The organism is Amycolatopsis lexingtonensis (genome assembly GCF_014873755.1).
GTDB classification, from domain to species: Bacteria; Actinomycetota; Actinomycetes; order Mycobacteriales; family Pseudonocardiaceae; genus Amycolatopsis; species Amycolatopsis lexingtonensis.
The window spans coordinates 4,820,343-4,845,494 of the sequence record NZ_JADBEG010000001.1 but is presented as its reverse complement, the minus strand read 5'-3'; the positions used below and the strand labels follow the sequence as shown (position 1 = coordinate 4,845,494).

The window sequence follows — 25,152 nt, the reverse complement described above, 5'->3', positions numbered from 1 at the left end:
GCAGGTCACCATGGGAGGCGACGGCGTGCGGGTGCTGCTGGTGGAGGACGACGACCGGGTCGCGGGCGCGCTGATCCCGGCGCTGGTCCGCCGCGGCCTGGCGATCGCCCGGCTGGCCACCGGCGCCGGTGTGCTCGAGCGGGTGAACGAAGTCGACGTCGTCCTGCTCGACCTCGGCCTGCCGGACATCGACGGCGTCACGCTCTGCCACCAGATTCGCGCGGTCAGCGACGTCGCGATCATCGTCGTCTCGGCGCGCGGCGAGGTCGACGACCGGATCAAGGGCCTGCGCGCGGGCGCCGACGACTACCTGGTCAAGCCCTACGACGTCGAGGAGCTGCTCGCCCGGGTCGAGGCGGTGCGCCGCCGCCGCGGCGAGCACACGACGACCGAGCCGGTGGTGATCCGGGTCGGGGACGTCAGCGTCGACCTGTCCCGGCACGAGGTGCTGGTCGACGGGCGCGCGGTCGCGTTGTCCCGCAAGGAGTTCCAGGTGCTCGCGCTGGTCGCGGGCGCGCGCGGCGCGGTCTGCTCGCGCGAGCACGTGCTCACCGAGGTGTGGGGCCACCGCGGTCCCGCGGAGAGCCGCTCGCTGGACGTCCACGTCGCCACGCTGCGGACGAAGCTGGGCCGCCCGGCGCTGATCGAGACGGTCCGCGGGGTCGGCTACCGGCTCGGCGGCCAGGTCGCCCGGAGCTGACGGGGTGCGCGTCCGGCTGCAGGGCATCGTGCTGACGCTGGTCGCGTTGCTGGTGTTCGGCCTCGGTATCCCGCTGGCCACCACCATCGCCGCCGGCGCGCAGCAGGACCTCTTCCTCGACCGGCTGACCGACACCGCGCGGTTCGCGTCGCTGGCGCAGCGCCCGCTGCTGGACAACAAGCCGACCCTGATCGAGCCCGACCTGCGCCGCTACACCGAGGTGTACGGCGTCCAGGTGGTGGTGTTCGACCAGGACGGCAAGGCGGTGGCCAGCGCGCTGGGCCCCAACGCCGCGCGGCTCGACGTGCACGCCGAACGGATCAGCGACCCGGTCCACGAGGCGCTGGCCGGCCGCCGCTCCCAGCCCGGCGGCGTGCTGATGCCGTGGGACGACACGCCGCTGGTGCTGGCCGAGCCGGTGCTCGCCGACGGCGAGGTGCGCGGCGCGGTGCTGACGGTGTCCGACACCGGCGCCGAGCGGGCCGACGTGCTGTGGTGGTGGCTGCTGCTCGCCGCGGGCGGGATCCTCGCGTTCACGCTCGCGCTGGCCGTGGCGATCCCGGTGGTCCGGTGGATCCTGCGGCCGGTGCACCGGCTCGACGACGCGACCGGCGCGCTGGTGGCGTCCGTGGTCAGCGGGCGCGAGGCCGAGCCGGTGGGGGAGAGCGGCGGGCCGCCGGAGCTGCGGCAGCTCGGCCGGTCCTTCGACCGGATGGCCGCGAGCGTGTCCGGGGCGCTGGCCGCGCAGCGCGCGTTCGTCGCCGACGCCTCCCACCAGCTGCGCAACCCGCTGACCGCGCTGAAGATCCGGCTCGGCAACCTCGAAGGCCACGTCGACGACGAGCCGGCCGCCGCCGACCTGGAGGCCGCGCGGGTCGACGCGGGCCGGCTGCACCAGATCCTCGACGGCCTGCTGTCGATGGCCCGCGCGGAGGCCTCCGGCGGCGAGCTGGACCCGGTCGTGCTGGACGAGGCCGTCGCCGAGCGCGTCGCCGACTGGTCGGTGGTCGGCGAGGCCCGCGACGTGCGGCTGGTCGTCGACACCCCGGGCGACGGCGTGTGCGTGCGGATGCCGCCGCGCGGCGCCGAGACGATCCTGGACGCGCTGCTCGACAACGCGCTGAAGTTCACCGCGGCGGGCACCGAGATCCGGGTCGCCGTCGAGCGCGACGGCGACCGCGTGCGCCTGTCGGTTCGCGACCACGGACCGGGCGTGCGGCCGGACGAGCTGGACCGCGCGCTGGACCGGTTCTGGCGCAGCCCGGCCCACCAGAACGTGCCCGGCTCGGGACTGGGGCTGGCGATCGTCAGCGAGATCGTCGCCCACTCCGACGGCGAGCTGGTGCTGGACCTGCCCGAAGGCGGCGGCCTCCGCATCTCGATGACGTTCCCGGCGGCTTAGGTCTTCTGCGCCCGGTAGTAGCGGAGCGCGCCCGGGTGCAGCGGGAGCGGCTGCGTCTCGATACCCGGGTGGACGTCGATCGACAGCGCCGCCGGGTTGGCGACGACGAGCTGCTGCCGGGCCGCGAACAGGCCGCTGACCAGCGCCTCGGCGACGTCGTCGCGCATCGACGTGCGCACCACCAGGAAGTTCGGCACCACCAGCGTGGTCACCGGCTGGAGCTGGTCGTAGGTGCTCGCCGGGATGGTGGCGGTGCCGTAGACCTCGCTGATCGCCTGCATCTTCGGCATCAGGTCGGCGATGTCGACCAGCCGCAGCCGGCTCTTGTTCTCCGCCAGCTTCGGCGTCGGCAGCCCGCCGGACCAGAAGAACGCGTCGACGTCCCCGTTCAGCAGCCCCGCGACGGACTCGTCGAGGCCGCGGGTGATGGTGCTGACCGCACCGGTCAGTCCGGCCGCGCCGAGCAGCTTCCCGGCGATGTACTCGACCCCGGAGGACGGCGAGCCGATCGCGATCCGGTGCCCGCGCAGCTGCGCCACCGACCGGATGTCGGAGTCCGACCGCACGACGACGTGCAGGTAGTCGTCGTGGATCCGCGCGAGCGCGGCGAGCCCGTGATTGGCCCGGTACTGGTCCGCGGCGACATCGGCGGCGACGAAGGCGACTTCGGCCTGCCCGCTCAGCACCCGCTTGACGTTGTCGGGCGACCCTTGGGTCTGCAGCACCTGCGGCCGCTCGATGTCGAGCCCGGCCTGCCAGGCGGTGGCGAGGGTCTGGGCGAGCTTGTCGTAGACGCCGCCGGGGTTTCCGGCGGCGATGCGGAGCCGGACGTCGGCGAAGCCGCTGGTGCAGGCGGTGAGGACCAGGAGGAGGGCAGCCGCCAGCACGAATCCGCGCGTCCGCCGGGTCCCGGTCACGAGCCGATCGTGCCAGACGCGCGCGGCGGACGGGACCCCGGCGAGCGCACCGCAGTTCATGAGACGAGCTTCGGGGACGTGCGAACCTAACGTCGGTCCCATGAGTTCTTCCACGTACCTGTCCACCGCCTCGACCCGGTGGGACGCGCGTCTGTGGGGGGTTCTCCTCACCGTCTCGATCGTCACCGCGCTCGACGCGCTCGACGGGTCGATGGTCGGGGTCGCGCTGCCCGCCATCCAGGCCGAATTCGGGTTGTCCACCAATGCCCTGCAGTGGGTCATCAGCGGGTACGTGCTGGGCTTCGGCGGGCTGCTGCTGCTCGGCGGGCGCACCGCCGATCTGCTCGGGCGGCGGCGGGTCTTCCTCGCCGCCGTGTCCCTCTTCGCGCTGGCGTCGCTGTTCGGCGGGCTCGTCGACGACGGGGCGCTGCTCGTCGCGAGCCGCTTCATCAAGGGGGCGGCCGCGGCGTTCACCGTGCCCGCCGCCTTGTCCATCGTGACCACCACGTTCCGGGAAGGGCCCGCGCGGAACAAGGCGATCAGCATCTTCGCCGTGTTCGGGGCCAGCGGGTACTCCGCCGGGCTGGTGTTCTCCGGGCTGCTGACCGAGCTCGGGTGGCGGTGGACCTTCCTGCTGCCCGCGCCGTTCGCCGCGGCCGTGGTCGTCGTGGCCTGGAAGCTGATCCCCGCGTACCGGACCGAGCCGGCCGGTGGCTACGACCTGCCCGGCGCGCTCACCGGGGTCGGGGGCTCGCTGCTGCTGGTCTACGGCGTGGTCGAAGCACCCGAAACCGGCTGGGCCGCACCACGCACGCTCGTCACCTTCGCGGTCGCCCTCGTGCTGCTGGTGGCGTTCCTGCTCATCGAGAAGCGCAGCCGGAACCCCTTGCTGCGCCTGGGCATCTTCCGGTCCGGGCCGCTCGCGCGGGCCAACCTGGGGGCCGCGCTGTTCTTCGCCTCCTTCATCAGCGTCCAGTTCGTCGTGATGCTCTACTTCCAGCGCGTGCTCGGCTGGACGCCGCTGCAGACGGCGCTGGGGTTCCTGCCGGCGGCGATGATCGTCGCGTTCGGCTGCCCGCGCGTCGATCCGCTGATCGAGCGCGTCGGGACCACCCGCGGGATCTTCGCCGGGGTGGTGGCCCACGTCTTCGCCTACGCGCTTTTCCTGCGCGTCGACGAGCATTCGGGGTACGTCGGTTCGGTGCTGCCCAGCATGGTCCTGCTCGGCCTCGGCTTCACGCTGGCCTTCCCGTCGTTCAACATCCAGGCCACGGCCGGGATCCCGGACGGCGAGCAGGGCCTCGCGGGCGGCCTGGTCAACACCTCGCTGCAGGTCGGCGGCGCGATCGGCCTCGCCGTCGTGACGGCGGTGCTGACCGCGGCCGGGGGCGGCGAGGTCACCCCCGCCGCGCTGCTGCGGGGCTGGACGCCGGCGATCGCCGTCGTCACCGGGTTCACCGTGGCCGGGCTGTTCGTCGCGCTCGCCGGGCTGCTGGTCCGCCGCCGGGTCGTGGTGCCGGACGCCGAGCCGGAGCTCGAAGCCGTCTAGCGGAGGGTCGCGACGCCGGCCAGGAAGATGTCGACGCCGGCGAGGAACTGCTCGCGGTCGTCGTGCTCGGCCAGCCGCGTCGCCGCCTTGCGCACGAACGGGTAGCGGGCCGGATCGAGCCGGGCCCACTGGGCGGCGACACCGCCCAGGAAGGCCGACCGGTCGGCGTCGCCGGCGAGGAGACGGGCGTTCGCGGCGTTCTGCCCGGCCACGCCCAGGACGTAGTTCACGAGGGCGCCGGCGGCGTCGAACAGTGCGTCCCCCGGGACGTCGAGCGCGTCGAGCAGGCCGCCGATGCGCTCGTAGACCTCGAGGAGCGCGGGCCGCCACGGCTCCCGGGACAGCTGGGCGCCGACCCACGGGTGGGCGTCGATCGCGTCGAACAGGCGCAGCGCGACCGTGCGCAGCGCCTCCCGCGGCTCCGCACCGCCGACCACGCCGGTCATCACGCCCGCGATGATGTCGTCGGTGGCCGCCGCGAGCAGGTCGCTCTTGTTCGCGATGTGGTGGTAGATCGCCCCGTAGCCGGTGCTCAGGCGCGCGGTGAGCGCCCGGAAGGTCAGCGCCGCCTCGCCGCCTTCGTCGAGGAGCCCGGTCGCCGCCTTGACGATCACTTCCTTGGACAGGCCGTCCGCACGCCGCTTCGTCACGACGCCATCATCGCACGTTTGGATCGCCGATCCAAACGTGTGCTAGCGTGATTGGAACGGCAATCCAATCGAAGGAGCACCATGCGCGAAGAAGTCACGATCATCGGAGCGGGCCTGGGCGGTCTCGTGCTGGCCAACGTGCTGCACCGGCACGGCATTCCCGTAACGGTCCACGAAGCGGAGCCCTCGCCGGCCGCCCGCCGTCAGGGCGGGATGCTCGACATCCACCCGTGGAACGGGCAGCGCGCGCTCGAAGCCGCGGGTTTGACCGAGGGGTTCCGCGCGCTCGTCCTGCCCGGCCGCGAGTCCTACCGGGTCCTCGACCGGGCGGGCACCGTGCTGCTCGACCGGCCCGACGACGGCACCGGCGAGCGGCCCGAGGTGCAGCGCGGCGACCTGCGACAGTTGCTGCTCGACGCGCTGCCGCCGGACGCCGTCCGGTGGGGGCACAAGGCCGTCGGCGTCCGGGCGCTCGGTGGCGGCCGGCACGAGGTGGGCTTCGCCGACGGCTCCCGTGTCACCACGAGCCTGCTGGTCGGCGCGGACGGCGCGTGGTCACGGGTGCGGTCGCTGCTGTCGGCCGCCACTCCCCGGTACGTCGGGATTTCGGTCGTCGAGACGTTCCTCTTCGACGCCGACACCCGCCACCCGGCCGCCGCGGCCGCGGTCGGCGCCGGATCGCTGTTCGCGCTCGCGCCGGGCCAGGGGATCCTCGCCCACCGGGAGAGCGGCGGGACCCTGCACACGTACGCGCAGCTGCGGAAGCCCGAGGACTGGCTCGCCGGCCTCGATCCCGCCGCGGTGACCGCGCGCGTCGCCGGGGAATTCGACGGCTGGGCCCCCGAGCTCACCGCGCTGATCACCGCGAGCGACACCCCGCCGGTGCTGCGCCGTCTCCACACGCTCCCGGCCGGGCACCGCTGGCAGCGCGTGCCGGGGGTGACCCTGCTCGGCGACGCCGCCCACCTCCTGCCCCCGAACGGCGAAGGCGCCAACCTGGCCATGCTGGACGGCGCCGAACTCGGGGAAACCCTTGCCGCGCACCGGGACGACGTCGAGACCGCGCTCGCGGAGTACGAGCGGCGCATGGTCGAACGCGCGGCCGCCGAGGCCGCGGACGAAGACATCTACGAAGTCATGTTCGGCGCCGACGCGCCGCACGGCATGGTCGCCCTGCTGGCTCAGCCGGAGGTCAGCACGCGGTAGGGCTTCGGGAAGAACGCCCAGTGGTCGTCGGCCGGGAAGTCGGCGACGGCCGGACCCGGGAGGGGAAGCCAAGACGCAGGTGGGGGCAGGTCTACCCTGGTGGGCGATGACCGAGAACCAGGCACCCAGGGCGTACCAGATCCGCACCTTCGGCTGCCAGATGAACGTGCACGACTCCGAGCGGCTCGCCGGCCAGCTCGAAGACGCCGGGTACGCGCCCGTCGCGGACGGGGCCAAGCCCGACTTGATCGTGTTCAACACCTGCGCCGTGCGGGAGAACGCGGACAACAAGCTGTACGGCACCCTCGGGCACCTGCGGCCGGACAAGGTCGCCAACCCGGACCTGCAGATTGCCGTCGGGGGGTGCCTGGCGCAGAAGGACCGCGGGGAGATCGTCAAGCGCGCGCCCTGGGTGGACGTCGTCTTCGGGACGCACAACATCGGGTCGCTGCCGACGCTGCTCGAGCGCGCCCGGCACAACGCCGAGGCCGAGGTCGAGATCCTCGAATCCCTCGAGACCTTCCCCTCCACGCTGCCCGCGCGCCGCGAGTCGTCCTACGCGAGCTGGGTGTCCGTTTCGGTGGGGTGCAACAACACCTGCACCTTCTGCATCGTGCCCGCCCTGCGCGGCAAGGAGCGCGACCGCCGGCCCGGCGAGATCCTCGCCGAGGTCGAGGCGCTCGTCGCCGAGGGCGTGCTCGAAGTCACCCTGCTCGGGCAGAACGTCAACTCGTACGGCGTCGAGTTCGGCGACCGGCTCGCGTTCGGGAAGCTGCTGCGCGCGGCCGGCGGCATCGACGGGCTGGAGCGCGTGCGCTTCACCTCGCCGCACCCCGCCGCGTTCACCTCGGACGTGATCGACGCCATGGCCGAGACCCCGAACGTCTGCCACCAGCTGCACATGCCGCTGCAGTCCGGGTCGGACCGGGTGCTGCGCGAGATGAAGCGGTCCTACCGCTCGGCGCGCTTCCTGAAGATCCTCGACGAGGTCCGCGCGGCCATGCCGGACGCCGCGATCACCACCGACATCATCGTCGGCTTCCCCGGGGAGACCGAGGAGGACTTCCAGGCCACGCTGGACGTCGTCGAGCAGGCGCGGTTCTCCAGCGCGTTCACCTTCCAGTACTCGAAGCGCCCCGGCACGCCGGCCGCCACGATGGACGGCCAGCTGCCCAAGGCCGTCGTGCAGGAGCGCTACGAACGCCTGGTGGAGCTGCAGAACGCGATCTCGTGGGAAGAGAACAAGAAGATCGTCGGCCGCAAGGTCGAGCTGCTCGTCGCCGCGGGCGAGGGGCGCAAGGACGCCGAGACGCACCGGATGAGCGGCCGCGCCCGCGACGGACGGCTGGTGCACTTCACGCCGGCCGGTGACCGCGTCGACCGCTCGGTGCGCCCGGGTGACGTCGTCGAGACGGTCGTCACCTACGGCGCGCCGCACCACCTGGTCGCGGACGGCGACCTGCTGTCGCACCGGCGGACCCGCGCCGGCGACAACGCGGAGGCCGGGCTGCGGCCGAAGACGAGCGGTGTCACGCTGGGCCTGCCGGGCTTCGGTGCCCCGGCCGCCCGGCCCGAACCGGTGAGTGGGTGTGCGCTGTGACCGAGCCCCAGGGCAACGGTGACCTGGCCGAACTGGCCGCCGAGATCGACGAAGCGGGCGAGCACGCGTCCCGCACGGTGGAGCTGGGCCGGCGCGGGTTCACCATCGCCGTGTTCTCGTTCGTGCTGCTGGTCTGCCTGCTTCTGCCGTGGGTCGGCGAGCACGCGGGCTGGCAGGTGCTGGCCGGCGAGGGCGGCGGCATCCCGCAGCTGTTCGCGGCGACGTCGACCGGCGTCGGCATCCTCGCCTCGGCGGTGGCGCTGGTGACGCGCCGGTGGTGGCTGGCCTGGGTGTGCGCCGCCGGCGGCTGGTTCGCTTCGGTGGACGGGCTGCTGGCCATCTGGTCGCAGCAGTCGTCGCACGCCAGCGGGGCCGCGGGCGGCGGACCCGGGATCGGCTTGATCATCGCCTGGCTCGCGATGATCTGCCTGGCCGTGCAGTGGATGCGCACGGCGTTCTCCCGCGCCTAGATCACCACCAGGCCGATCACGCTGGAGACCGCGCTGACGTAGAGCTCGGTCTCCGGGTGGTAGACGCGCAGCGTCAGGGTGGCCCGGACGCTGAAGCTCAGGCTGAACACGAAACCGCCGTTCGGCCGGCAGGTCGAGGTGCTGAGGTTCACCCAGACGCCGGCCTGCAGCTGCTGGACGATCACCGGCTCGCCCCCGGCGACGCTCTCCAGTCCGCCTAGATCGGCGAACGAGCCCTTGATCTTCGTCTCTTCGCCGACCTTGACGCGGTTCTTTTCGACCTTGGCCTCGACCTTGGCCTTGTGCTTCTTGCCCTGGACCGCGGCCGGCGCGGGCCCGGTCGCCGCCAGCGCGACGGTCGGGGCGGCGAGCGCGACGGTGCAGGCGACGACCAGTGCGGACACGAAGTTCGATGGCTTGCTCATGATCGAAGTGGAGCACCGCCGGACGCGGAAAGCGCCCTAAGCCACCTGGCCGTGCAGCCGGTCACACCGCTTCGGGTGACGCGTTAACCCTCCGATTACCGACGAAGGCCCCCTCACCGGAGCGAGGGGGCCTTCGGCTCGGGTGCCTCAGCGGTCGGCGATCGCGGCTTCCGCGGCCTGCAGCCATTCACGCCACTGCGCGGCCTGCTCGTCGGCCTTCTTCGCCCGGCGCTCGTCACCCGCGGCGCGGGCCTTGGCGGCCTGGGACTCGAACTGCTCGACGCGCTCGCGGAACTGCGCCGCGCGGGCCTGGGCCTCCGGGTCCGTGCGGCGCCAGCGGGTGTCCTCCGCCGCCTTCACCGCGTCCTGGACCGCCTTCAGCCGGCCGTCGAGCTCGCGGATGCGCTCGCGCGGGACCTTGCCGATCTCGTCCCACTGCTCCTGGATCTTGCGCAGCGCGCCCTTCGCCGCTTCCAGGTTGGCCGCCGCGTCGATCTTCTCGGCCTCGATGAGGAGTTCTTCCTTGCGGGCCGCGTTCTGGGAGAACTCGGCATCGCGCTCGGAGAACACCGCCGAGCGGCGGGCGAAGAACTTGTCCTGCGCCGCGCGGAAGCGCTGCCACAGCGCCTCGTCGCTGTCCTTCGGCGCCCGGCCGGCCGCCTTCCACTCGGTCATCAGGTCCTTGTAGCGGCCGGCGGTCTCGCCCCAGTCCTCGGACTCGCTGATGGCCTCGGCCTCGGCGATGAGTTCTTCCTTGCGCTGCTTGGCCGACGCGCGCTGCTTGTCGAGCTCGGCGAAGTGCGAGCCGCGGCGGCGGTTGAACGCCTCGCGGGCTTTCGAGAACCGCTTCCACAGCTCGTCGTCGGTCTTGCGGTCGACGCCCTTGACCGTCTTCCACTCGTCCAGGATCGAGCGCAGCCGGTCGCCCGCCGCCTTCCACTGGGTGGATTCGGCGGCGATCTTCTCGGCCTCCTCGGCCAGTTCCTGCTTGCGCGCGACCGCGGCGGCCCGTGCCTCTTCGCGTTCCGCCTTCGCGCTGGCCAGTGCCTTCTCGGCGTGCGCGATGACGTACTCGAGGCGCGCGGCGAGCGCGGCCAGGTCGCCGACCACGGCGGACTCGGCCAGGCCGTCCCGGATCTGGGTGGCGCTCGACAGCGCGTGCTTCGGGTCGCCGGCCCCGGAGATCAGCCGGGTCTCCAGCAGCTCGACCTCGGTGCGCACGTCGTCGAAGCGGCGGGCGTAGTGCACCAGGCCCTCGTCCGGGCTCCCGGCCTGCCAGACGCCGACCGCGCGTTCACCCTCGGCGGTGATGACGTAAACGGTCCCCTCGTCGTCGATCCGGCCCCAGGTGGCGGGCGTGGGCTCGGCGGGCGGCACGGGCGGGGCGGCGTGCCCGGCGTGCAGCGCGTGCGGCACCGGGTGCGGGGCCGGGGTACCGGTGGAAGTGTTCTCCTGGGCCATCGCAGGCTCCTTATCGCCTGTACGCCCGCTCGCGCGGGCGCCCCGCCGCGTAAGCGGGGCCGGGTAATGCGGTCGTCACGGGCCGTGCTCGGATGCTACGGCCCCCACGCGGCATTCAAGCAGCTCAGCGCGCACCGTGGTACTGGATGAGCCACTCGAAGCTCGTGATCCTACTTCCGGTGGACGCTCCGTGTCGGGCCGCCGGTATCGTCAGCCGCCGTGAACAGCCAGATCGTCCCGGTCGCGGTGGTCGGGCCGACGGCCACCGGCAAGACCGCGCTCGCCGTGGAGCTGGCCCTCGAACTCGGCGGCGAAGTCGTCAACGCCGACGCGCTGCAGCTCTACCGCGGCATGGACATCGGCACCGCGAAAGCCACCGAAGCCGAGCGCCGCGGCGTCCCGCACCACCTGCTCGACGTGCTGGACGTGACCGAGACGGCGTCGGTCGCCGCCTACCAGCGCCACGCGCGCGCCGAGATCGAGCGGCTCCTGGCCGCCGGCCGGGTGCCGGTGCTGACCGGCGGGTCCGGCCTGTACGTCCAGGCCGTGCTCGACGACCTGCGGTTCCCGGGCACCGACCCGGCGGTTCGGGCCCGGCTGGACGCGGAAGCGGAGCAGCTCGGCACCCCCGCGTTGTACACCCGGCTGGGTGAACGCGATCCGGCCGCCGCGGCGGCGATCCTGCCGACGAACACCCGGCGGATCGTGCGCGCCCTCGAAGTCATCGAGATCACCGGCGAGCCGTTCTCGGCGAACCTGCCCAAGCCCGGGCCCGCCCGCTACGGCACGGTCCTGATCGGCGTCGACCGGGAGCCGGAGGAGCTCGACGAGCGGGTGAACGAGCGCGTCCGGCGGATGTTCGAGGCCGGGCTCGTCGACGAAGTGCGCGAGCTCGAGAAGCGCGGCCTGCGCGAAGGCAAGACGGCGGCGCGGGCGCTCGGCTACCAGCAGGTGCTCGCCGAACTGGACGGGGACGGCGACTTCGAAGCGGCCGCCGCGGCGACCGCGCAGGCGACGCGGCGCTTCGTCCGGAAGCAACGTTCCTGGTTCCGGCGCGACCAGCGGATCCACTGGTTCGGTGGCGCCGATCCCGGGCTGGCCGCGCGCGTCCTGGATACCCTGGGCCGGTAATCTTGCCCCTATGGGCGGAATCGAGTTCCTCAAGGGGCACGGCACGCAGAACGACTTCGTGCTGCTCCCCGATCCGGCGGGCCGCCTCGAGCTGACCGAAGCGAGGGTCGCCGCGCTGTGCGACCGCCGCCGCGGCCTCGGGGCCGACGGCGTGCTGCGCGTCGTCCGCGCCGCCGCGCTCGACGAGCCGTCCGCGGGCGAGTGGTTCATGGACTACCGCAACGCCGACGGCTCGATCGCGGAGATGTGCGGCAACGGCACGCGCGTCTTCGCGCGCTACCTCGTCGAAGCGGGCCTGGCGGCCGAGGGCGAGTTCGTCATCGGCACCCGCGCCGGCGACCGCCCCCTGGTGGTGCACCCGGACCGGTCGGTGACCGTCCAGATGGGGCCGGCGACGATCACCGGCACCTCGGTCACGGTGGTGGCCGGCCGCCCGTTCTCGGGCGTCGCGGTGAACGTCGGCAACCCGCACCTGGTGTCGGTGCTCGACGACGACGTCGCGGACCTCGACCTGCGCGACCAGCCCGACTTCGACCACGACTTCTTCCCCCACGGCGTGAACCTCGAGTTCGTCAACCGCCTCGGCGAAGGCGCCCTGCGGATGCGGGTGCACGAACGCGGCGTGGGGGAGACGCGCGCGTGCGGCACCGGCACGGTCGCCGCGGTCGCGGCCGCGTTCCACCTGGCCGGGACCGACACGGGTTCGTCCACAGTGGACATCCCGGGCGGCCGGGTGGAGGTGACGGTGTCGCGCGGCGCGTCGACGCTGTCGGGCCCGGCGGAGATCGTGGCCCGCGGCGAGATCGACGAAGCCTGGTGGGCCGCCGCCGGTTCCTGACGGCGGCCCCCGGCGTCAGATCTTCGCTTCCACCGCGAACTCGCCTTCGCGCGTCTCCACCGCAGTGATCGCACCCGCGACGCGGATGTCCGCCTGGATGTCCGCGAACCGGGCCAGCAGCTCGGCCGGTCCCGTCACGGTCAGCGTCTCGACGGCGGTGCGCATAGACACCTTCGCGTCCGTCTTCGCCCGCCGCACCGCCGCGATCACCTCGCCGGCCAGGGTGAGCAGCTCCGGGTCACCGTCGACCGGCTCGAGGGCAGGCCACGAAGCCCGGTGCACCGAGCCCTCCTGCCACCACGACCACACCTCCTCCGCCGCGAACGGCAGGAACGGCGCGAACAGCCGCAGCACCGCCGACAACGCCGTCACCAGCGCCGCCTGCGCCGAAGCTGCTTCGGCCGGGCCGAGGTCGCCGTACGCGCGGCCCTTCACCAGCTCGACGTAGTCGTCGCAGAACGTCCAGAAGAACGTCTCCGTCACCTGCAGCGCCCGCGCGTAGTCCAGCGCCTCCAGCGCCGCGGTCGCCTGCTCGACGACGACGGCCAGTGCCGCCAGCAGCGCCCGGTCCAGGGGTTCGGTGGCCACCGCGTCCGGCGACGGCACGCCGAGGCCCAATACGAACCGGCTCGCGTTCAGCAGCTTCGTCGCCAGGCGGCGGCCGACCTTCATCTGGCCTTCGTCCACCGCCGTGTCGACGCCCGGGCGCGCGCTCGACGCCCAGTACCGCACGGCGTCCGAGCCGAACCGCTCCAGCAGGTCCACCGGGATCGTCACGTTGCCCTTGGACTTCGACATCTTCTTGCGGTCGGGGTCGAGCACCCAGCCCGCGATCGACGCCGCCCGCCACGGCAGCACGCCGTGCTCCAGCTCCGCGCGCACCGCCGTCGAAAACAGCCAGGTGCGGATGATCTCGTGGGCCTGCGGCCGCAGGTCCATCGGGAACACGCGCGAAAACAGGTCGTCGTCGACGCTCCACCGGCCGACGATCTGCGGCGTCAGCGACGACGTCGCCCACGTGTCCATCACGTCGGCTTCGGCGACGAACCCGCCGGGCACGCCGCGCTGGTCCTCGGTGAACCCGGGCGGGACGTCGCTGCTCGGGTCGACCGGCAGGTCTTCCGGCAGCAGGCGGGCGTCGTAGTCCGGCTCGCCGTGCGCGTCGAGCCGGTACCACAGCGGGATCGGCACGCCGAAGAACCGCTGGCGGCTGACCAGCCAGTCCCCGGCGAGGTTTTCCACCCACGACGAGTACCGGACGCGCATGTGTTTCGGCACCCAGTTCAGTTCCTCGCCGCGGGCCAGCATCTTCTCCCGGAAGGCGGAGTCGTTGCCGCCGTTGCGCAGGTACCACTGCCGGCTCGCGACGATTTCCAGTGGCTTGTCGCCCTTTTCGTAGAACTTCACCGCGTGCGTGATCGGCCGCGGCTCACCGCGCAGCGCACCGGCTTCGCGCAGCAGCCGGACCATGATCTCGCGTCCCGTGTGGACGGTCTTGCCCACGAGCGGCGCGTACGCCTCGGCGGGCACGCCGGCCGGCGCGTCCGGCAGGAACCGCCCGTCCCGGCCCAGCACCACCCGCGTGGCCAGCCGCAGCTCGCGCCACCACGTGACGTCCGTGGTGTCGCCGAAGGTGCACACCATCGCGATGCCGCGCCCCTTTTCAGGATCGGCGAGGTGGTGCGCCACCACGGGCACCTCGACGCCGAACACCGGCGTCCGCACGGTCTTCCCGAACAACGGCTCGAACCGCTCGTCGTCCGGGTGCGCCACCAGCGCGACGCACGCGGGCAGCAGCTCCGGCCGGGTCGTCGCGATCACGACGTCGGCGCCGTCCGGCCCGGTGAACGCGAGGTCGTGGAAGGCACCCCGGCGTTCGCGGTCCTCCAGTTCGGCCTGGGCGACGGCGGTGCGGAACGACACGTCCCAGAGCGTCGGTGCTTCGGCCTGGTACGCCTCGCCGCGCTCGAGGTTGCGCAGGAACGCGCGCTGCGAGATCAGCCGCGAGTCGTGCCCGATCGTCTGGTAGGTCATCGTCCAGTCGACCGACAGCCCGAGCTGCCGCCACAGCTGTTCGAAGACCTTTTCGTCGGTCTCGGTCAGCTTTTCGCACAGCTCGACGAAGTTCCGCCGCGACACCGCGACGACGTCCTTGCCCGGCTTCTCCGGCGGCCGGAAATCCGGGTCGTAGGGCAGCGAAGGCTCGCAGCGGACGCCGAAGTGGTTCTGCACCCGGCGTTCGGTCGGCAGGCCGTTGTCGTCCCACCCCATCGGGTAGAACACCTCGAACCCGCGCATCCGCTTGAACCGCGCCAGCACGTCGGTTTGGGTGAAGGAGAAGACGTGCCCGATGTGCAGCGACCCGCTGACCGTCGGCGGGGGAGTGTCGATCGAGTAGACCTCTTCGCGGGTCTTCGTGCGGTCGAAGCGGTAGGCGCCGGTGGACTCCCATACGGGTACCCACTTGGCCTCCAGACCGTCGACACCGACCTTGTCCGGGACTCGCGGGCGCTCGTATGGAGTATTCATGAACCAACTCTAGGTGGCGGCGGAACCGCTTTTCGCTTCGGTCGGCAGGTCGCGCATGCGCCGCAGCGGCGAGCAGACGACCCACAGCGCCGAGGCGACCTCGCCGGCGACCGCCACCCAGAGCGCGCCGCGCAGCCCCAGTCCTTCGCCGAGCGCGCCGCCGAGCAGCCCGCCGAGCGGCAGCGTGCCCCAGACGACGAACCGCACGCTCGCGTTCATCCGGCCCAGCAGCCGGTCCGGGCAGATGGCCTGCCGGTACGAAACCTGCGCGACGTTGTAGACGATGATCCCGAACCCGCCGGCGACGAGGCCGAACCCGGCGAGAGCGAGCCGCCAGTCCGGTGCGGCGAGCGGGATCAGCAGGTGACCGGGCCAGGTGAACAGCGGGACCAGCCAGATCGCCCGCGCCTGGCCGAGCCGCCGGGTGACCGCGGCCGAGCAGAGCGCGCCGAGGATGCCGCCCGCGCCGCCGACCGCCAGCAGCACGCCGACCGCGGCCGGCGGCAGACCGACGGTCCGCGTCAGGAACAGCACCTGCACGGCGGCGAACGCGCCGCCGAAGAAGTTGGCCGTCGCCGTCGTGCCCACGATCGCGCGCAGCGGCTTGTCGGAGAAGACGAACCGCAGTCCCTCGGCGATCTGTGGGAGCAGCCGGGCGTGGCCGTCGCGCTCCGGCGCCGGTTCCCGCGTACGGATGCGCAGCAGGCACAGCGCCGACGTCAGGAAGCCGAGGCTGGTGATCAGCACGGTGTTCGCCGCGCTGATGAGCTGGACCAGGACACCGGCCGCGCTCGGCCCGGCGATCTGCGCGGTCGACTGGACGGCCTGCAGCTTGGCGTTGCCCTCGAGGAGGTGCTCCCGGCCGACGAGCGAGGGCAGGTACGACTGGTAGGCGATGTCGAAGAACACCGTCGCGATGCCGACGAACAACACGACGACGAGCAGCTGGGCGAGCGTCAGCACCCCCGCCCACCAGGCGACCGGCACGCTCAGCAGCAGCGCCGCCCGCGTGAAGTCGGCGGTGAGCATGACCCGGCGGCGGCGCATCCGGTCGACCCACACGCCCGCGGGCAGCCCGATGAGCAGGAAGGCGAGCGTCTCGGCCGCGGTGAGCAGGCCCATCTCGAACGGCGTCGCGGCGAGCGTGACCGCCGCGAGCAGCGGGACGGCGGTGTTCCCGACGAACACGCCGAACTGGCTGGCCGTGTCGCCGGCGAAGAGCCGTCTGAAGTCGGCGTGGCGGAAGAGTGACCCCCGGTGCATGGCTCCCGAGTCTGCCGGGAGTGATTGGAAACTGTCAATCACTGTTCGCCCTAGGCTGTACCGGTGCTCCCCGCGAAACGACGTACCGCCACCGAAGCCGAGGCCGCCGCGCTGGCCTCCGGAATACGGCTGCGCATCATCCGGTTGACCTTCTCGGAGGCGCTGACGAACAAGGAGCTCGCCGAGCGGCTGGGCCGGGACCCGGCGACGACGCTGCACCACGTGCGCAAGCTCGTCGAAACCGGTTTCCTCGCCGCGCAGCCGCCGCGTCGCGGAGCCCGGGGCGCCAAGGAAATCCCGTATCTTTCGACCGGGCTTTCGTGGACACTCGACTCATGCGGTGACAAGGACGTGGAGCAGGCGGTTCTCGAGGCCTATCTGGCCGAGATCGCCGAAACCGGATTCGAGGGCGTGCACCAGTCGCGCCTGGTCGTCCAGGTGGCCCCCGAGGAGCGGGCGGAGCTGGAAACGCGGCTCAACGCCCTGCTCGAGGAGTTCCGCGCGCGCCCCCGTCGTCCCGGCGCCGAGCGCACCGCGGTCTACCTCGCCACCTATCCCAGCACGTAAAAGTTCGGTTCCCGCGGCGAAACGTGGGAACATGGAGGCACGATGACAGAACTGACACACACCGAAGACCACGACGACGACCTGTACGACGGCGACCCGTCGACGGGTGAGATGGAGCTCGAGGACCGGGCGTCGCTCCGCCGGGTCAGGGGACTGTCCACGGAGCTCGAGGACGTCACCGAAGTCGAGTACCGGCAACTGCGGCTGGAACGCGTCGTGCTGGTCGGCGTGTGGACCGAGGGCACGGCCCTGCAGTCCGAGGCGTCGCTGGCCGAGCTGGCGCGCCTGGCCGAGACGGCGGGCTCGGAGGTCCTCGAAGGCCTCATCCAGCGGCGGCCGAAGCCGGACCCGGCCACCTACATCGGGTCGGGCAAGGTCAAGGAGCTGCGGGACATCGTCGGCTCGACCGGCGCCGACACCGTGATCTGCGACGGCGAGCTCTCGCCGGGCCAGCTGCGGCAGCTCGAGGAGAAGGTCAAGGTCAAGGTCATCGACCGGACCGCCCTGATCCTCGACATCTTCGCCCAGCACGCCCGGTCCAAGGAGGGCAAGGCGCAGGTCGAGCTGGCCCAGCTGCAGTACCTGATCCCGCGGCTGCGCGGGTGGGGTGCGTCGCTGTCCCGGCAGGCCGGTGGCCGCGCCGGTGGCGCGAACGGCGGCGTGGGCCTGCGCGGTCCCGGTGAGACCAAGCTCGAGACCGACCGGCGGCGGATCAACAAGCGCGTGGCGAAGCTGCGTCGCGAGATCGCCGCCATGGACACCATCCGCGAGACGAAGCGCGGGCGGCGGCTGGCCAACGAGGTGCCCAGCGTGGCGATCGTCGGCTACACCAACGCCGGCAAGTCGAGCCTGCTCAACGCGCTGACCGGGGCCGGGGTGCTGGTGGAGGACGCGCTGTTCGCCACCCTCGACCCGACCACGCGCCGCGCGCAGACTGCGGACGGCCGTGGCTACACGCTGACCGACACCGTCGGCTTCGTGCGGCACCTGCCGCACCAGCTGGTGGACGCGTTCCGCTCGACGCTGGAGGAGGCCGCGGACGCGGACCTGCTGCTGCACGTGGTGGACGGGTCCGACCCGGCGCCGGAGGAGCAGGTCAGCGCCGTGCGCGAGGTGCTCGGCGAGATCACCCGCAAGCGCAAGGAGCCGCTCCCGCCGGAGCTGCTGGTGATCAACAAGATCGACGCGTCCGACGAGGTCAGCCTCGCCCGGCTGCGGCACGCGCTGGCCGGCTCGGTCCAGGTCTCGGCGCGGACCGGGGCGGGCATCGCGGAGCTCGTCGAGGTGCTCGCCGACCGCCTGCCGCGGCCGGAGGTCACCGTCGAGGTCCTCGTGCCCTACGCGCGCGGCGAGCTCGTCGCGCGGGCGCACGCGGACGGCGAAGTCCTCGAAGAGGAACACGCCGAAGACGGCACGCGCCTGCTGGTGCGGGTCCGGCCGGACCTCGCGGCGGCTTTGCGCGAGTTCGAGACCAACTCGACCAGGGCCTGAGACGTCTCCGTAGTGTGCGATCCGCTGGGGTCGCACACTACGGAGGTGGCTGCGTGCGCTGGGTTGTCGCGTTGGTCTTTTTGGCCGTGTTCGGCGGGGCGGTACCCGCTTCGGCGGCCGAGACGCCGCAGCCGTTGTGCACGATGAAGGATTCGCGCATCGGCGAGCTGTCCGGCCTGGTCTCCGACGGCTCGAAGTTCTACGCGATCAACGACGGCGGCACCAAGGTCCAGGTGTTCGTGCTCGGGCGGGACTGCAAGGTCCAGAAGGTCCTCACGGACAAGACCGACCCGTTCGACGTCGAGGACCTGGCCCGCACGTCCGACGGGCGCCTGTGGCTCTCGGACACCGGCGACAACCAGAAGGGGCGGCTGACGGTCGCCCTGCTGGAGATGAGCCCCGAGGGCAAGGTGACGCTGCACCGCCTCACCTACCCCGACGGCCAGCACGACACCGAAGCGCTGCTGATGGACAAGTCGGGGACGCCGTACCTGATCACCAAGGACATCCTGGGCGAGGCTCGCGTGTACCGGCCCTCGGGGCCGATGGCGAGCCCGGGCCCGACCAACCTGGAGAAGGTCGGCTCGCTGAAGATCGAGACGACGGACACCCAGGGCGGACCGGTCGGCTCGATCGGCTCGGTGCTGGTCACCGGCGGCGCTTCGATGGCCGACGGCAGTGTCGTCGCGCTGCGGACCTACACGGACGCTTACGTGTACGCGGTTCCGGACGGCGATCTCCTGGCCGCGTTGCAGCGCACCCCGGTCCGGATCCCGTTGCCGGGGGAGAAGCAGGGCGAGGCGATCGCCTTCGATCCCGACGGCACCCTGGTCTCGGGCAGCGAAGGCGTGGGCCAGCCCCTCCGCACGGTGCGGGGCGCGGCGGCTCTGGCCGCGCAGTCCGGCGCACCGGCGGAGGGGACGACCTCGACCGGCACCAGCGCGTCGTCCGGCTCGTCGGGGGACGGGGCCGGGCTCCCCGTCCTGCCCGCTGCCGGGATCACGCTCGCGGTGGTCGGCGTCGGCTGGTTCGGCTTCAGCAAACTGCGTCGCCGTTCTCGCCGCTGACTTTCGGCTCCCCACGGCCGAAGATCATCCGATCCGGTGAACCTCCAGCACCCGCCTCGGCGGTGCGAACCTTGGGCTCTCGCGCCAAGGCGACCAAGGCGGGGGTCCGGGGGCTCGCCCCCGGGCGGGGTCTGGGGGTTGCACCCCCAGAAGACACCTGACGATCGGCCGTGGTCCGCGCTTTCCGCGGACACACTGCGCCCCAGCCGACTCGTCAGAGGCGGCGCAGGACCGCCACGACCTTGCCGAGCACCGTCGCGTCGTCGCCGGGGATCGGCTCGTACGCCTCGTTGTGCGGCATCAGCCAGATGTGGCCGTTCTTGCGCTTGAACGTCTTGACCGTGGCCTCGCCGTCGATCATCGCCGCGACGATCTCGCCGTTGTCCGCGTCCGGCTGCTGGCGGACCACGACCCAGTCGCCGTCGGTGATGGCGGCGTCGATCATCGAGTCACCGGTGACCTTCAGCAGGAACAGCTCGCCCTCGCCGACGATCTCCCGCGGCAGCGGGAAGACGTCCTCGATGGCCTGCTCGGCCAGCACCGGTCCACCGGCGGCGATCCGGCCGACCAGCGGCACGTACGCCGCCTTCGGCATGACCGGCTGCTGGTCCATCTCGATGCCCATGGGGTTGTCGTCGGTCGCCGAGAGGACGCCGACCGCGCGCGGGCGGTTCGCGTCCCGGCGCAGGTAACCCTTGCGCTGCAGGGCGCGCAGCTGGTGGGAGACCGACGACGTCGACGTCAGCCCGACCGCTTCCCCGATCTCGCGGACGCTCGGCGGGTAGCCGAACCGGCTCACCCACGAGCGGATCACGTCGAGGACCTGCTGCTGGCGGACGGTGAGGGTCTCGTCCACGTCGTACACCTCGGGCATGGCGTGCACCTTGCCCGAGCCACCGGGGGACCCACTGGTCCTGCCCGCTTTGTTCTCCTTCGCCACTGCGTCGCCTCCCAGACGTTCGCTGCACGTATCTGCGCGCCGGCCGCCGCCCGCCGGGTGCGGGCAGCCTCGCCGGGCGGCACCTGCCCGGCAGATGCCCTGGTCACCGACGTTAGCCCCCGGGCACGACGATTTCAAACATCTGTTCGATCGACACGCCGTGTCCGCTCGATTTTGTCGGTGGTAGGTGGTAGACCTTCGCACGGGCGTTCGATAGAACGCTTGTTCGACCTTGATCCGCGGGCCGGTCCCGGCTCCGGAAACGGGCGGACACCAGGGTTTCGAGGAGGTTCGGATGTCCATTCTGGCCGAACGCGGGCACGCCCGCCCGGCGACCCCGGTCCCGGCGCCACCCCGGCCCGTCCGCGTGCTGCGCGGGCGCCGCGGCGAGGTGGACCGCCCGCCGACCCGCGCCCGGGTCGTCGCGGGCCGCCGCCCGGCCGGCTCGTCCTGCGCGGCGCCGCGGCGGGTGCCGGTGCGGTGGCCGTGGCTCGTCGCGCTCGCCGTCGCGAGCTGCCTGGTGGTCGCCGGCCTCGGCCTGCTGGGCGGCGGTCCTTCGGGTGCCCCGGTGCCGGAGCGGACCGCGACGGTGTCGGTCGAGCCGGGCGACACGCTGTCTTCGCTGGCCGCGCGCTTCGCTCCGGAGAGCGAGCCGGGCGCGGTCGTCGCCCAGATCAAGGAGCTGAACCGCCTGGACCGGGCCGTCCTGGTGCCCGGGCTGCCCCTCACCGTCCCGGTCGCCGATGTCCCGTGATGCCGTCTCCCTTCTCCGGGGATGCCGAGTCGAGGTGGTTGCGAAACGCCGTTATCGGCTTGCGCCGGCGCCGGCCGGGATTTCACCCGGCCCGGTGAAATCGCCGGCGGGGCCGATCGGGTGCCGCCGCGACGGCTTGCCGCGCCGGTGAAACGGGCCCCGCCTGCTTGAGTCCACTCGCGACGGGAGGCGCCGCGACGAGGTTCGCGCCCGCGGCCGCGGGACGTCTCACCCGGCTGGGGCCGACACGCCCGCGCGGCTTGCGCCCGCCCGCCCCGAGTTCTACGCTCGCCCGCTATATGTAGTAGTTACACCGCTGTAGTTGGTCCACAGGTTGGGGTAGACTGGGCAGCAGTTGTCCACAGCTGGCCGTCTTTTACCCACCGGATGTCCACAAGTCGATCACCAGGTGCAGGGGTACCGGGCGGTCGCGGCACGGCCACGCGTGGTGGCCGGGGGGACGTCGACCGGGGCGGCGAGCGAAGAGGGGAAGGTGATCGGCGGATGAGGTGCCCGTTCTGCCGGCATGCGGACTCTCGGGTCGTCGACTCCCGAGAGGTGGATGAAGGCCAGGCGATCCGCAGGCGGCGCTCGTGCGCGTCGTGCGGACGGCGGTTCACGACTTCGGAGACGATGGTGCTCGCCGTCGTCAAGCGGTCCGGGGTCACCGAACAGTTCAGCCGGGACAAGGTGGTGAGCGGCGTCCGCCGCGCCTGCCAGGGCAGGCCGGTCGACGACGACGCGCTGCAGCAGCTCGCGCAGCGCGTGGAGGAGTCGATCCGCTCCGCCGGTCTGGCGGAGATCCCGAGTCACGAGGTCGGCCTGGCCATCCTGGGCCCGCTGCGTGAGCTCGACGGGGTCGCCTACCTCCGGTTCGCCAGCGTCTACCGCTCCTTCTCGTCGGTCGAGGACTTCGAGAAGGAGATCGCCGATCTACGTGAGGCCATGGCGGGTTCTGCTGCTCCGGAGGAGAGCGATCAGCGCGAAGACGGCGATTGACCGTCCCGCTGCGGGAGTGAGGGTTCGACCGATGACCGAAACCGTGGGAACCGGGGCCGGCGCGGCCGCCGGCAAGAAGAGCAAGGCGGCCGGCGGGCTGAGCGTGAAGCGCGTCTTCACCACCGAGGGGCAGCACCCCTATGACCAGGTGACCTGGGAACAGCGCGACGTCGTGATGACGAACTGGCGCGACGGCTCGGTCAACTTCGAGCAGCGCGGCGTGGAGTTCCCCGAGTTCTGGTCGGTCAACGCCACCAACATCGTCACCAGCAAGTACTTCCGCGGCGCAGTCGGCAGCCCGCAGCGCGAGCGCAGCCTCAAGCAGCTCATCGACCGGGTCGTGAAGACCTACGTCAAGGCCGCGCGCGACCACGGTTACTTCGCCACGCCGCAGGACCTCGAGATCTTCGAGCACGAACTCACCTGGATGCTGCTGCACCAGGTCTTCAGCTTCAACTCCCCGGTCTGGTTCAACGTCGGCACGTCGTCGAAGCAGCAGGTCAGCGCCTGCTTCATCCTCGCCGTCGACGACACGATGGAGTCGATCCTCAACTGGTACCGCGAAGAGGGCCTGATCTTCAAGGGCGGATCCGGCGCCGGGCTGAACCTCTCCCGCATCCGCTCCTCGAAGGAACTGCTCACCTCCGGCGGCACCGCGTCCGGCCCGGTCTCGTTCATGCGCGGCGCCGACGCGTCCGCGGGCACCATCAAGTCCGGCGGCGCGACCCGGCGCGCGGCGAAGATGGTCGTGCTCGACATCGACCACCCGGACATCGAGGAGTTCGTCCAGACGAAGGCGCGCGAAGAGGAGAAGATCAAGGTCCTCCGCGACGCCGGGTTCGACATGGACCTCTCCGGCGCGGACATCTCTTCGGTGCAGTACCAGAACGCGAACAACTCGGTCCGCGTGTCGGACGAGTTCATGCAGGCGGTCGAGAACGGCACCGACTTCGGCCTGCGCGCCCGCCTGACCGGCGAGGTCATCGAGCGGACCGACGCGAAGAAGCTGTTCCGCGGCGTCGCCCAGGCCGCGTGGGAGTGCGCCGACCCCGGCATCCAGTACGACGGCACGATCAACGACTGGCACACCTGCCCGGAGTCGGGCCGGATCACCGCGTCGAACCCGTGCAGCGAGTACATGCACCTCGACAACTCGAGCTGCAACCTGGCGTCGCTGAACCTGCTCAAGTTCGTCACGCCGGAGGGCACGTTCGACGCGCCGCTGTTCGCGCGCGCCGTCGAGTTCGTCATCACGGCGATGGACATCTCGATCTGCTTCGCGGACTTCCCGACCGAGCCGATCGCCGACACCACGCGGAAGTTCCGCCAGCTCGGCATCGGCTACGCGAACCTCGGCGCGCTGCTGATGGCGCTGGGCCACGCGTACGACTCCGACGGCGGCCGCGCGCTCGCGGCGGCGATCACGTCGCTGATGACCGGCGTGTCCTACCGCCGCTCGGCGGAGATGGCCCAGGTCGTCGGCGCGTACGAGGGCTACGCCCGCAACGCCGAGTCGCACCAGCGCGTGATGCGCAAGCACGCGGCGGCGAACGAGCTCGTCCGCACCTACCACTCGAACGACGCCGCGGTCCGCGCGCTGGCGACGCAGGAGTGGAAGAAGGGCATCGACATCGGCACGAAGCACGGCTGGCGCAACGCGCAGGCTTCCGTGCTCGCGCCCACCGGCACCATCGGCTTCATGATGGACTGCGACACGACCGGCATCGAGCCGGACTTCTCGCTGGTCAAGTTCAAGAAGCTCGTCGGCGGCGGCTCGATGCAGATCGTCAACCAGACGGTGCCACGCGCGCTGACCGCGCTCGGCTACCAGGACGAGCAGGTCGAGGCGATCGTCGAGTACGTGGCGCAGAACGGCCACGTCGTCGACGCGCCGGGCCTGCGCCCGGAGCACTACGAGGTGTTCGACTGCGCGGTCGGCGAGCGTTCGATCGCCCCGATGGGCCATGTCCGGATGATGGCCGCGGTGCAGCCGTTCCTGTCGGGCGCGATCTCGAAGACGGTCAACATGCCGGAGTCGGCGACCGTCGAAGAGGTCGAGGAGATCTACTTCCAGGGCTGGAAGCTCGGCCTCAAGGCCCTCGCGATCTACCGCGACAACTGCAAGGTCGGCCAGCCGCTGTCGACGGCGAAGAAGGAGTCGGCGGCGGCCGAACCGGAGAAGGTCGTCGAGTACCGCCCGGTCCGCAAGCGCCTGCCGAAGAAGCGCCCGAGCCAGACGGTGTCGTTCACGGTCGGCGGCGCGGAGGGCTACCTGACGGCGGGTTCGTACCCGGACGACGGCCTCGGCGAGATCTTCGTCAAGCTCGGCAAGCAGGGCTCGACCCTGGCGGGCGTGATGGACGCGTTCTCGATGTCGATTTCGGTCGGCCTGCAGCACGGCATCCCGCTCGAGTTCTACGTCTCGAAGTTCTCGAACCTGCGCTTCGAGCCGGCGGGCATGACCGACGACCCGGACATCCGCATCGCGACGAGCGTGATGGACTACCTGTTCCGCCGCCTGGCGCTGGACTACCTGCCGTACGAAAAGCGTTCGCAGCTGGGCATCCTGTCGGCGGACGAGCGCTCGGCGGAGGTCGAGGCGAGCTACGGCACCCCGAACGTCGACCTCGACGTCCTGCGCTCCACAGTGGACTCCTCGCCGGAGCCGCACGCGGAGGAAACCGAGCACCCGCACCGAGAAGCCCAGACGACGACGGAGCTGATGGAGCTCCGCCTCGGCAAGGCGGCGGACGCCCCGCTGTGCATGACGTGCGGCACGAAGATGCGCCCGGCGGGCTCGTGCTACGCCTGCGAAGGCTGCGGCGCGACTTCGGGTTGTAGCTGACGGCCCGGGTGACGGGACGCGCGCGTCCCGTCACCCGGCCTGTTCGGCCATCGCGATGGTCGAGCCGGGCGAGCTGCGTCCGGAGCCGGTCGAGTACGCCCGGGCACGGCCGCAGGGAGCCGTCCTCGAGCGCGCACGGCAGGACCAGCTTGATCACCTTCGTCGGCAACCCCGCGGCCAGCAACGCCCGGATCTGCCGTACCCGCCGCTCGGCGGCGGGGTCGTAGGCGCGGTAGTCGTTGGCCTGACGGGTGGACGTCAGCAGGCCGGCTGCTTCGTAGTACCGGAGCAGGCGCTCGCTGGTGCCGGTGCGCTCCGCCAGCTGTCCGATCAGCATCGTCTTTCCCC

At 71.8% G+C, this 25,152-nt stretch carries 21 protein-coding genes and 1 pseudogene; 14 read left to right on the top strand and 8 right to left on the bottom strand.

The genetic code is table 11. The features are described 5' to 3' along the window. The first annotated feature begins 25 nt into the window (after positions 1-25). Together H4696_RS21550 and H4696_RS21545 are read left to right on the top strand one after the other, a co-directional pair. Positions 26-700: a response regulator transcription factor gene (locus H4696_RS21550; protein ID WP_169735070.1), complete on the top strand. Its 675-nt coding sequence runs from the start codon at positions 26-28 to the stop codon at positions 698-700. 4 nt (positions 701-704) lie between these two features. Continuing rightward, positions 705-2,102, top strand: coding sequence for a sensor histidine kinase (locus H4696_RS21545; RefSeq protein WP_086862421.1), 1,398 nt, complete (start codon positions 705-707; stop codon positions 2,100-2,102). Here H4696_RS21545 and H4696_RS21540 read toward each other — a convergent pair. Continuing rightward, on the bottom strand, positions 2,099-3,019 hold the full coding sequence (locus tag H4696_RS21540) for a TAXI family TRAP transporter solute-binding subunit (RefSeq protein WP_086862441.1): 921 nt from the start codon (positions 3,017-3,019) through the stop codon (positions 2,099-2,101). The two genes, H4696_RS21545 and H4696_RS21540, sit on opposite strands and share 4 nt — an antisense overlap. Before the next feature lie 100 nt (positions 3,020-3,119). Between H4696_RS21540 and H4696_RS21535 the strand changes: the two genes are divergently transcribed. Continuing rightward, complete coding sequence (locus tag H4696_RS21535; RefSeq protein WP_086862420.1) at positions 3,120-4,568, top strand: MFS transporter; 1,449 nt, start codon at positions 3,120-3,122, stop codon at positions 4,566-4,568. On the opposite strand, the gene H4696_RS21530 is transcribed toward H4696_RS21535, so the two are convergent. Beyond that, complete coding sequence (locus tag H4696_RS21530) at positions 4,565-5,218, bottom strand: TetR/AcrR family transcriptional regulator (RefSeq protein ID WP_338078695.1); 654 nt, start codon at positions 5,216-5,218, stop codon at positions 4,565-4,567. The genes H4696_RS21535 and H4696_RS21530 overlap by 4 nt on opposite strands. Before the next feature lie 81 nt (positions 5,219-5,299). On the opposite strand from H4696_RS21530, the gene H4696_RS21525 reads away from it, so the two are divergent. The 3 genes from H4696_RS21525 (at position 5,300) to H4696_RS21515 (ending at position 8,494) form a co-directional block, all read left to right on the top strand. Further along, a complete protein-coding gene (locus H4696_RS21525) occupies positions 5,300-6,424 on the top strand; it encodes an FAD-dependent oxidoreductase (RefSeq protein WP_086864434.1) in 1,125 nt (374 codons plus the stop codon). Positions 6,425-6,530: 106 nt separating this feature from the next. Further along, positions 6,531-8,024, top strand: a complete 1,494-nt coding sequence (miaB, locus tag H4696_RS21520) for a tRNA (N6-isopentenyl adenosine(37)-C2)-methylthiotransferase MiaB (RefSeq protein WP_086864433.1) — start codon at positions 6,531-6,533, stop codon at positions 8,022-8,024. Next, positions 8,021-8,494 carry an Rv2732c family membrane protein gene (locus H4696_RS21515; RefSeq protein WP_086864432.1) on the top strand — a complete coding sequence of 158 codons (474 nt, stop codon included), beginning with the start codon at positions 8,021-8,023 and terminating at the stop codon, positions 8,492-8,494. Before miaB ends, H4696_RS21515 begins: the two co-directional genes overlap by 4 nt. On the opposite strand, the gene H4696_RS21510 is transcribed toward H4696_RS21515, so the two are convergent. Next, positions 8,491-8,919: a hypothetical protein gene (locus H4696_RS21510; RefSeq protein WP_086864431.1), complete on the bottom strand. Its 429-nt coding sequence runs from the start codon at positions 8,917-8,919 to the stop codon at positions 8,491-8,493. The two genes, H4696_RS21515 and H4696_RS21510, sit on opposite strands and share 4 nt — an antisense overlap. A 147-nt stretch (positions 8,920-9,066) precedes the next feature. After that, positions 9,067-10,380, bottom strand: coding sequence for a DUF349 domain-containing protein (locus tag H4696_RS21505; protein ID WP_086864430.1), 1,314 nt, complete (start codon positions 10,378-10,380; stop codon positions 9,067-9,069). A gap of 219 nt (positions 10,381-10,599) precedes the next feature. On the opposite strand from H4696_RS21505, the gene miaA reads away from it, so the two are divergent. Both miaA and dapF read left to right on the top strand, forming a co-directional pair. Beyond that, positions 10,600-11,511: a tRNA (adenosine(37)-N6)-dimethylallyltransferase MiaA gene (gene miaA, locus H4696_RS21500; protein WP_192782459.1), complete on the top strand. Its 912-nt coding sequence runs from the start codon at positions 10,600-10,602 to the stop codon at positions 11,509-11,511. A gap of 10 nt (positions 11,512-11,521) precedes the next feature. Next, complete coding sequence (gene dapF, locus H4696_RS21495; RefSeq protein WP_192782458.1) at positions 11,522-12,349, top strand: diaminopimelate epimerase; 828 nt, start codon at positions 11,522-11,524, stop codon at positions 12,347-12,349. A 15-nt stretch (positions 12,350-12,364) separates the two neighbouring features. Here the strand turns inward: dapF and valS are convergent, their stop codons facing one another. Both valS and H4696_RS21485 read right to left on the bottom strand, forming a co-directional pair. Further along, on the bottom strand, positions 12,365-14,878 hold the full coding sequence (valS, locus tag H4696_RS21490) for a valine--tRNA ligase (protein WP_086865296.1): 2,514 nt from the start codon (positions 14,876-14,878) through the stop codon (positions 12,365-12,367). A 9-nt stretch (positions 14,879-14,887) separates the two neighbouring features. Next, complete coding sequence (locus H4696_RS21485) at positions 14,888-16,141, bottom strand: MFS transporter (RefSeq protein WP_086865295.1); 1,254 nt, start codon at positions 16,139-16,141, stop codon at positions 14,888-14,890. Positions 16,142-16,204: 63 nt separating this feature from the next. On the opposite strand from H4696_RS21485, the gene H4696_RS21480 reads away from it, so the two are divergent. The 3 genes from H4696_RS21480 to H4696_RS21470 are packed head-to-tail and all read left to right on the top strand — an operon-like array spanning position 16,205 to position 19,266. Then, entirely contained in the window at positions 16,205-16,708 is a 504-nt protein-coding gene (locus H4696_RS21480; RefSeq protein WP_086865294.1) for an ArsR/SmtB family transcription factor, read from the top strand. A gap of 42 nt (positions 16,709-16,750) precedes the next feature. Next, complete coding sequence (hflX, locus tag H4696_RS21475) at positions 16,751-18,199, top strand: GTPase HflX (RefSeq protein WP_086865293.1); 1,449 nt, start codon at positions 16,751-16,753, stop codon at positions 18,197-18,199. 53 nt (positions 18,200-18,252) lie between these two features. Further along, complete coding sequence (locus H4696_RS21470; protein WP_086865292.1) at positions 18,253-19,266, top strand: SdiA-regulated/phytase-like domain-containing protein; 1,014 nt, start codon at positions 18,253-18,255, stop codon at positions 19,264-19,266. Positions 19,267-19,480: 214 nt separating this feature from the next. Here the strand turns inward: H4696_RS21470 and lexA are convergent, their stop codons facing one another. Then, complete coding sequence (lexA, locus tag H4696_RS21465; RefSeq protein ID WP_169735242.1) at positions 19,481-20,140, bottom strand: transcriptional repressor LexA; 660 nt, start codon at positions 20,138-20,140, stop codon at positions 19,481-19,483. 361 nt (positions 20,141-20,501) lie between these two features. Between lexA and H4696_RS21460 the strand changes: the two genes are divergently transcribed. From H4696_RS21460 to H4696_RS21450, 3 genes are all read left to right on the top strand, one after another. Then, positions 20,502-20,960 (top strand): LysM peptidoglycan-binding domain-containing protein, encoded by a 459-nt coding sequence (locus tag H4696_RS21460; protein WP_086865565.1) that lies wholly within the window; start codon positions 20,502-20,504, stop codon positions 20,958-20,960. A 504-nt stretch (positions 20,961-21,464) separates the two neighbouring features. After that, positions 21,465-21,959, top strand: coding sequence for a transcriptional regulator NrdR (gene nrdR / locus H4696_RS21455; RefSeq protein ID WP_086676168.1), 495 nt, complete (start codon positions 21,465-21,467; stop codon positions 21,957-21,959). A 31-nt stretch (positions 21,960-21,990) separates the two neighbouring features. Then, the gene (locus H4696_RS21450) at positions 21,991-24,804 is read left to right on the top strand and encodes a vitamin B12-dependent ribonucleotide reductase (protein ID WP_086857924.1); all 2,814 of its coding nucleotides are present in this window, start codon (positions 21,991-21,993) and stop codon (positions 24,802-24,804) included. A 151-nt stretch (positions 24,805-24,955) separates the two neighbouring features. Here H4696_RS21450 and H4696_RS21445 read toward each other — a convergent pair. Beyond that, positions 24,956-25,141: pseudogene (locus H4696_RS21445) on the bottom strand (MerR family transcriptional regulator); the annotation flags it as partial. Positions 25,142-25,152: the final 11 nt, after the last annotated feature.

Bases quoted from the DNA above. Each gene is read 5' to 3' on its own strand.
- H4696_RS21535 (WP_086862420.1), top strand. From the start codon at position 3,120: ATGAGTTCTTCCACGTACCTGTCCACCGCCTCGACCCGGTGGGACGCG.
- H4696_RS21525 (WP_086864434.1), top strand. From the start codon at position 5,300: ATGCGCGAAGAAGTCACGATCATCGGAGCGGGCCTGGGCGGTCTCGTG.
- miaB (WP_086864433.1), top strand. From the start codon at position 6,531: ATGACCGAGAACCAGGCACCCAGGGCGTACCAGATCCGCACCTTCGGC.
- H4696_RS21510 (WP_086864431.1), bottom strand. From the start codon at position 8,919: ATGAGCAAGCCATCGAACTTCGTGTCCGCACTGGTCGTCGCCTGCACC.
- H4696_RS21505 (WP_086864430.1), bottom strand. From the start codon at position 10,380: ATGGCCCAGGAGAACACTTCCACCGGTACCCCGGCCCCGCACCCGGTG.
- dapF (WP_192782458.1), top strand. From the start codon at position 11,522: ATGGGCGGAATCGAGTTCCTCAAGGGGCACGGCACGCAGAACGACTTC.
- valS (WP_086865296.1), bottom strand. From the start codon at position 14,878: ATGAATACTCCATACGAGCGCCCGCGAGTCCCGGACAAGGTCGGTGTC.
- H4696_RS21485 (WP_086865295.1), bottom strand. From the start codon at position 16,141: ATGCACCGGGGGTCACTCTTCCGCCACGCCGACTTCAGACGGCTCTTC.
- hflX (WP_086865293.1), top strand. From the start codon at position 16,751: ATGACAGAACTGACACACACCGAAGACCACGACGACGACCTGTACGAC.
- lexA (WP_169735242.1), bottom strand. From the start codon at position 20,140: ATGCCCGAGGTGTACGACGTGGACGAGACCCTCACCGTCCGCCAGCAG.
- H4696_RS21460 (WP_086865565.1), top strand. From the start codon at position 20,502: ATGTCCATTCTGGCCGAACGCGGGCACGCCCGCCCGGCGACCCCGGTC.
- nrdR (WP_086676168.1), top strand. From the start codon at position 21,465: ATGAGGTGCCCGTTCTGCCGGCATGCGGACTCTCGGGTCGTCGACTCC.
- H4696_RS21450 (WP_086857924.1), top strand. From the start codon at position 21,991: ATGACCGAAACCGTGGGAACCGGGGCCGGCGCGGCCGCCGGCAAGAAG.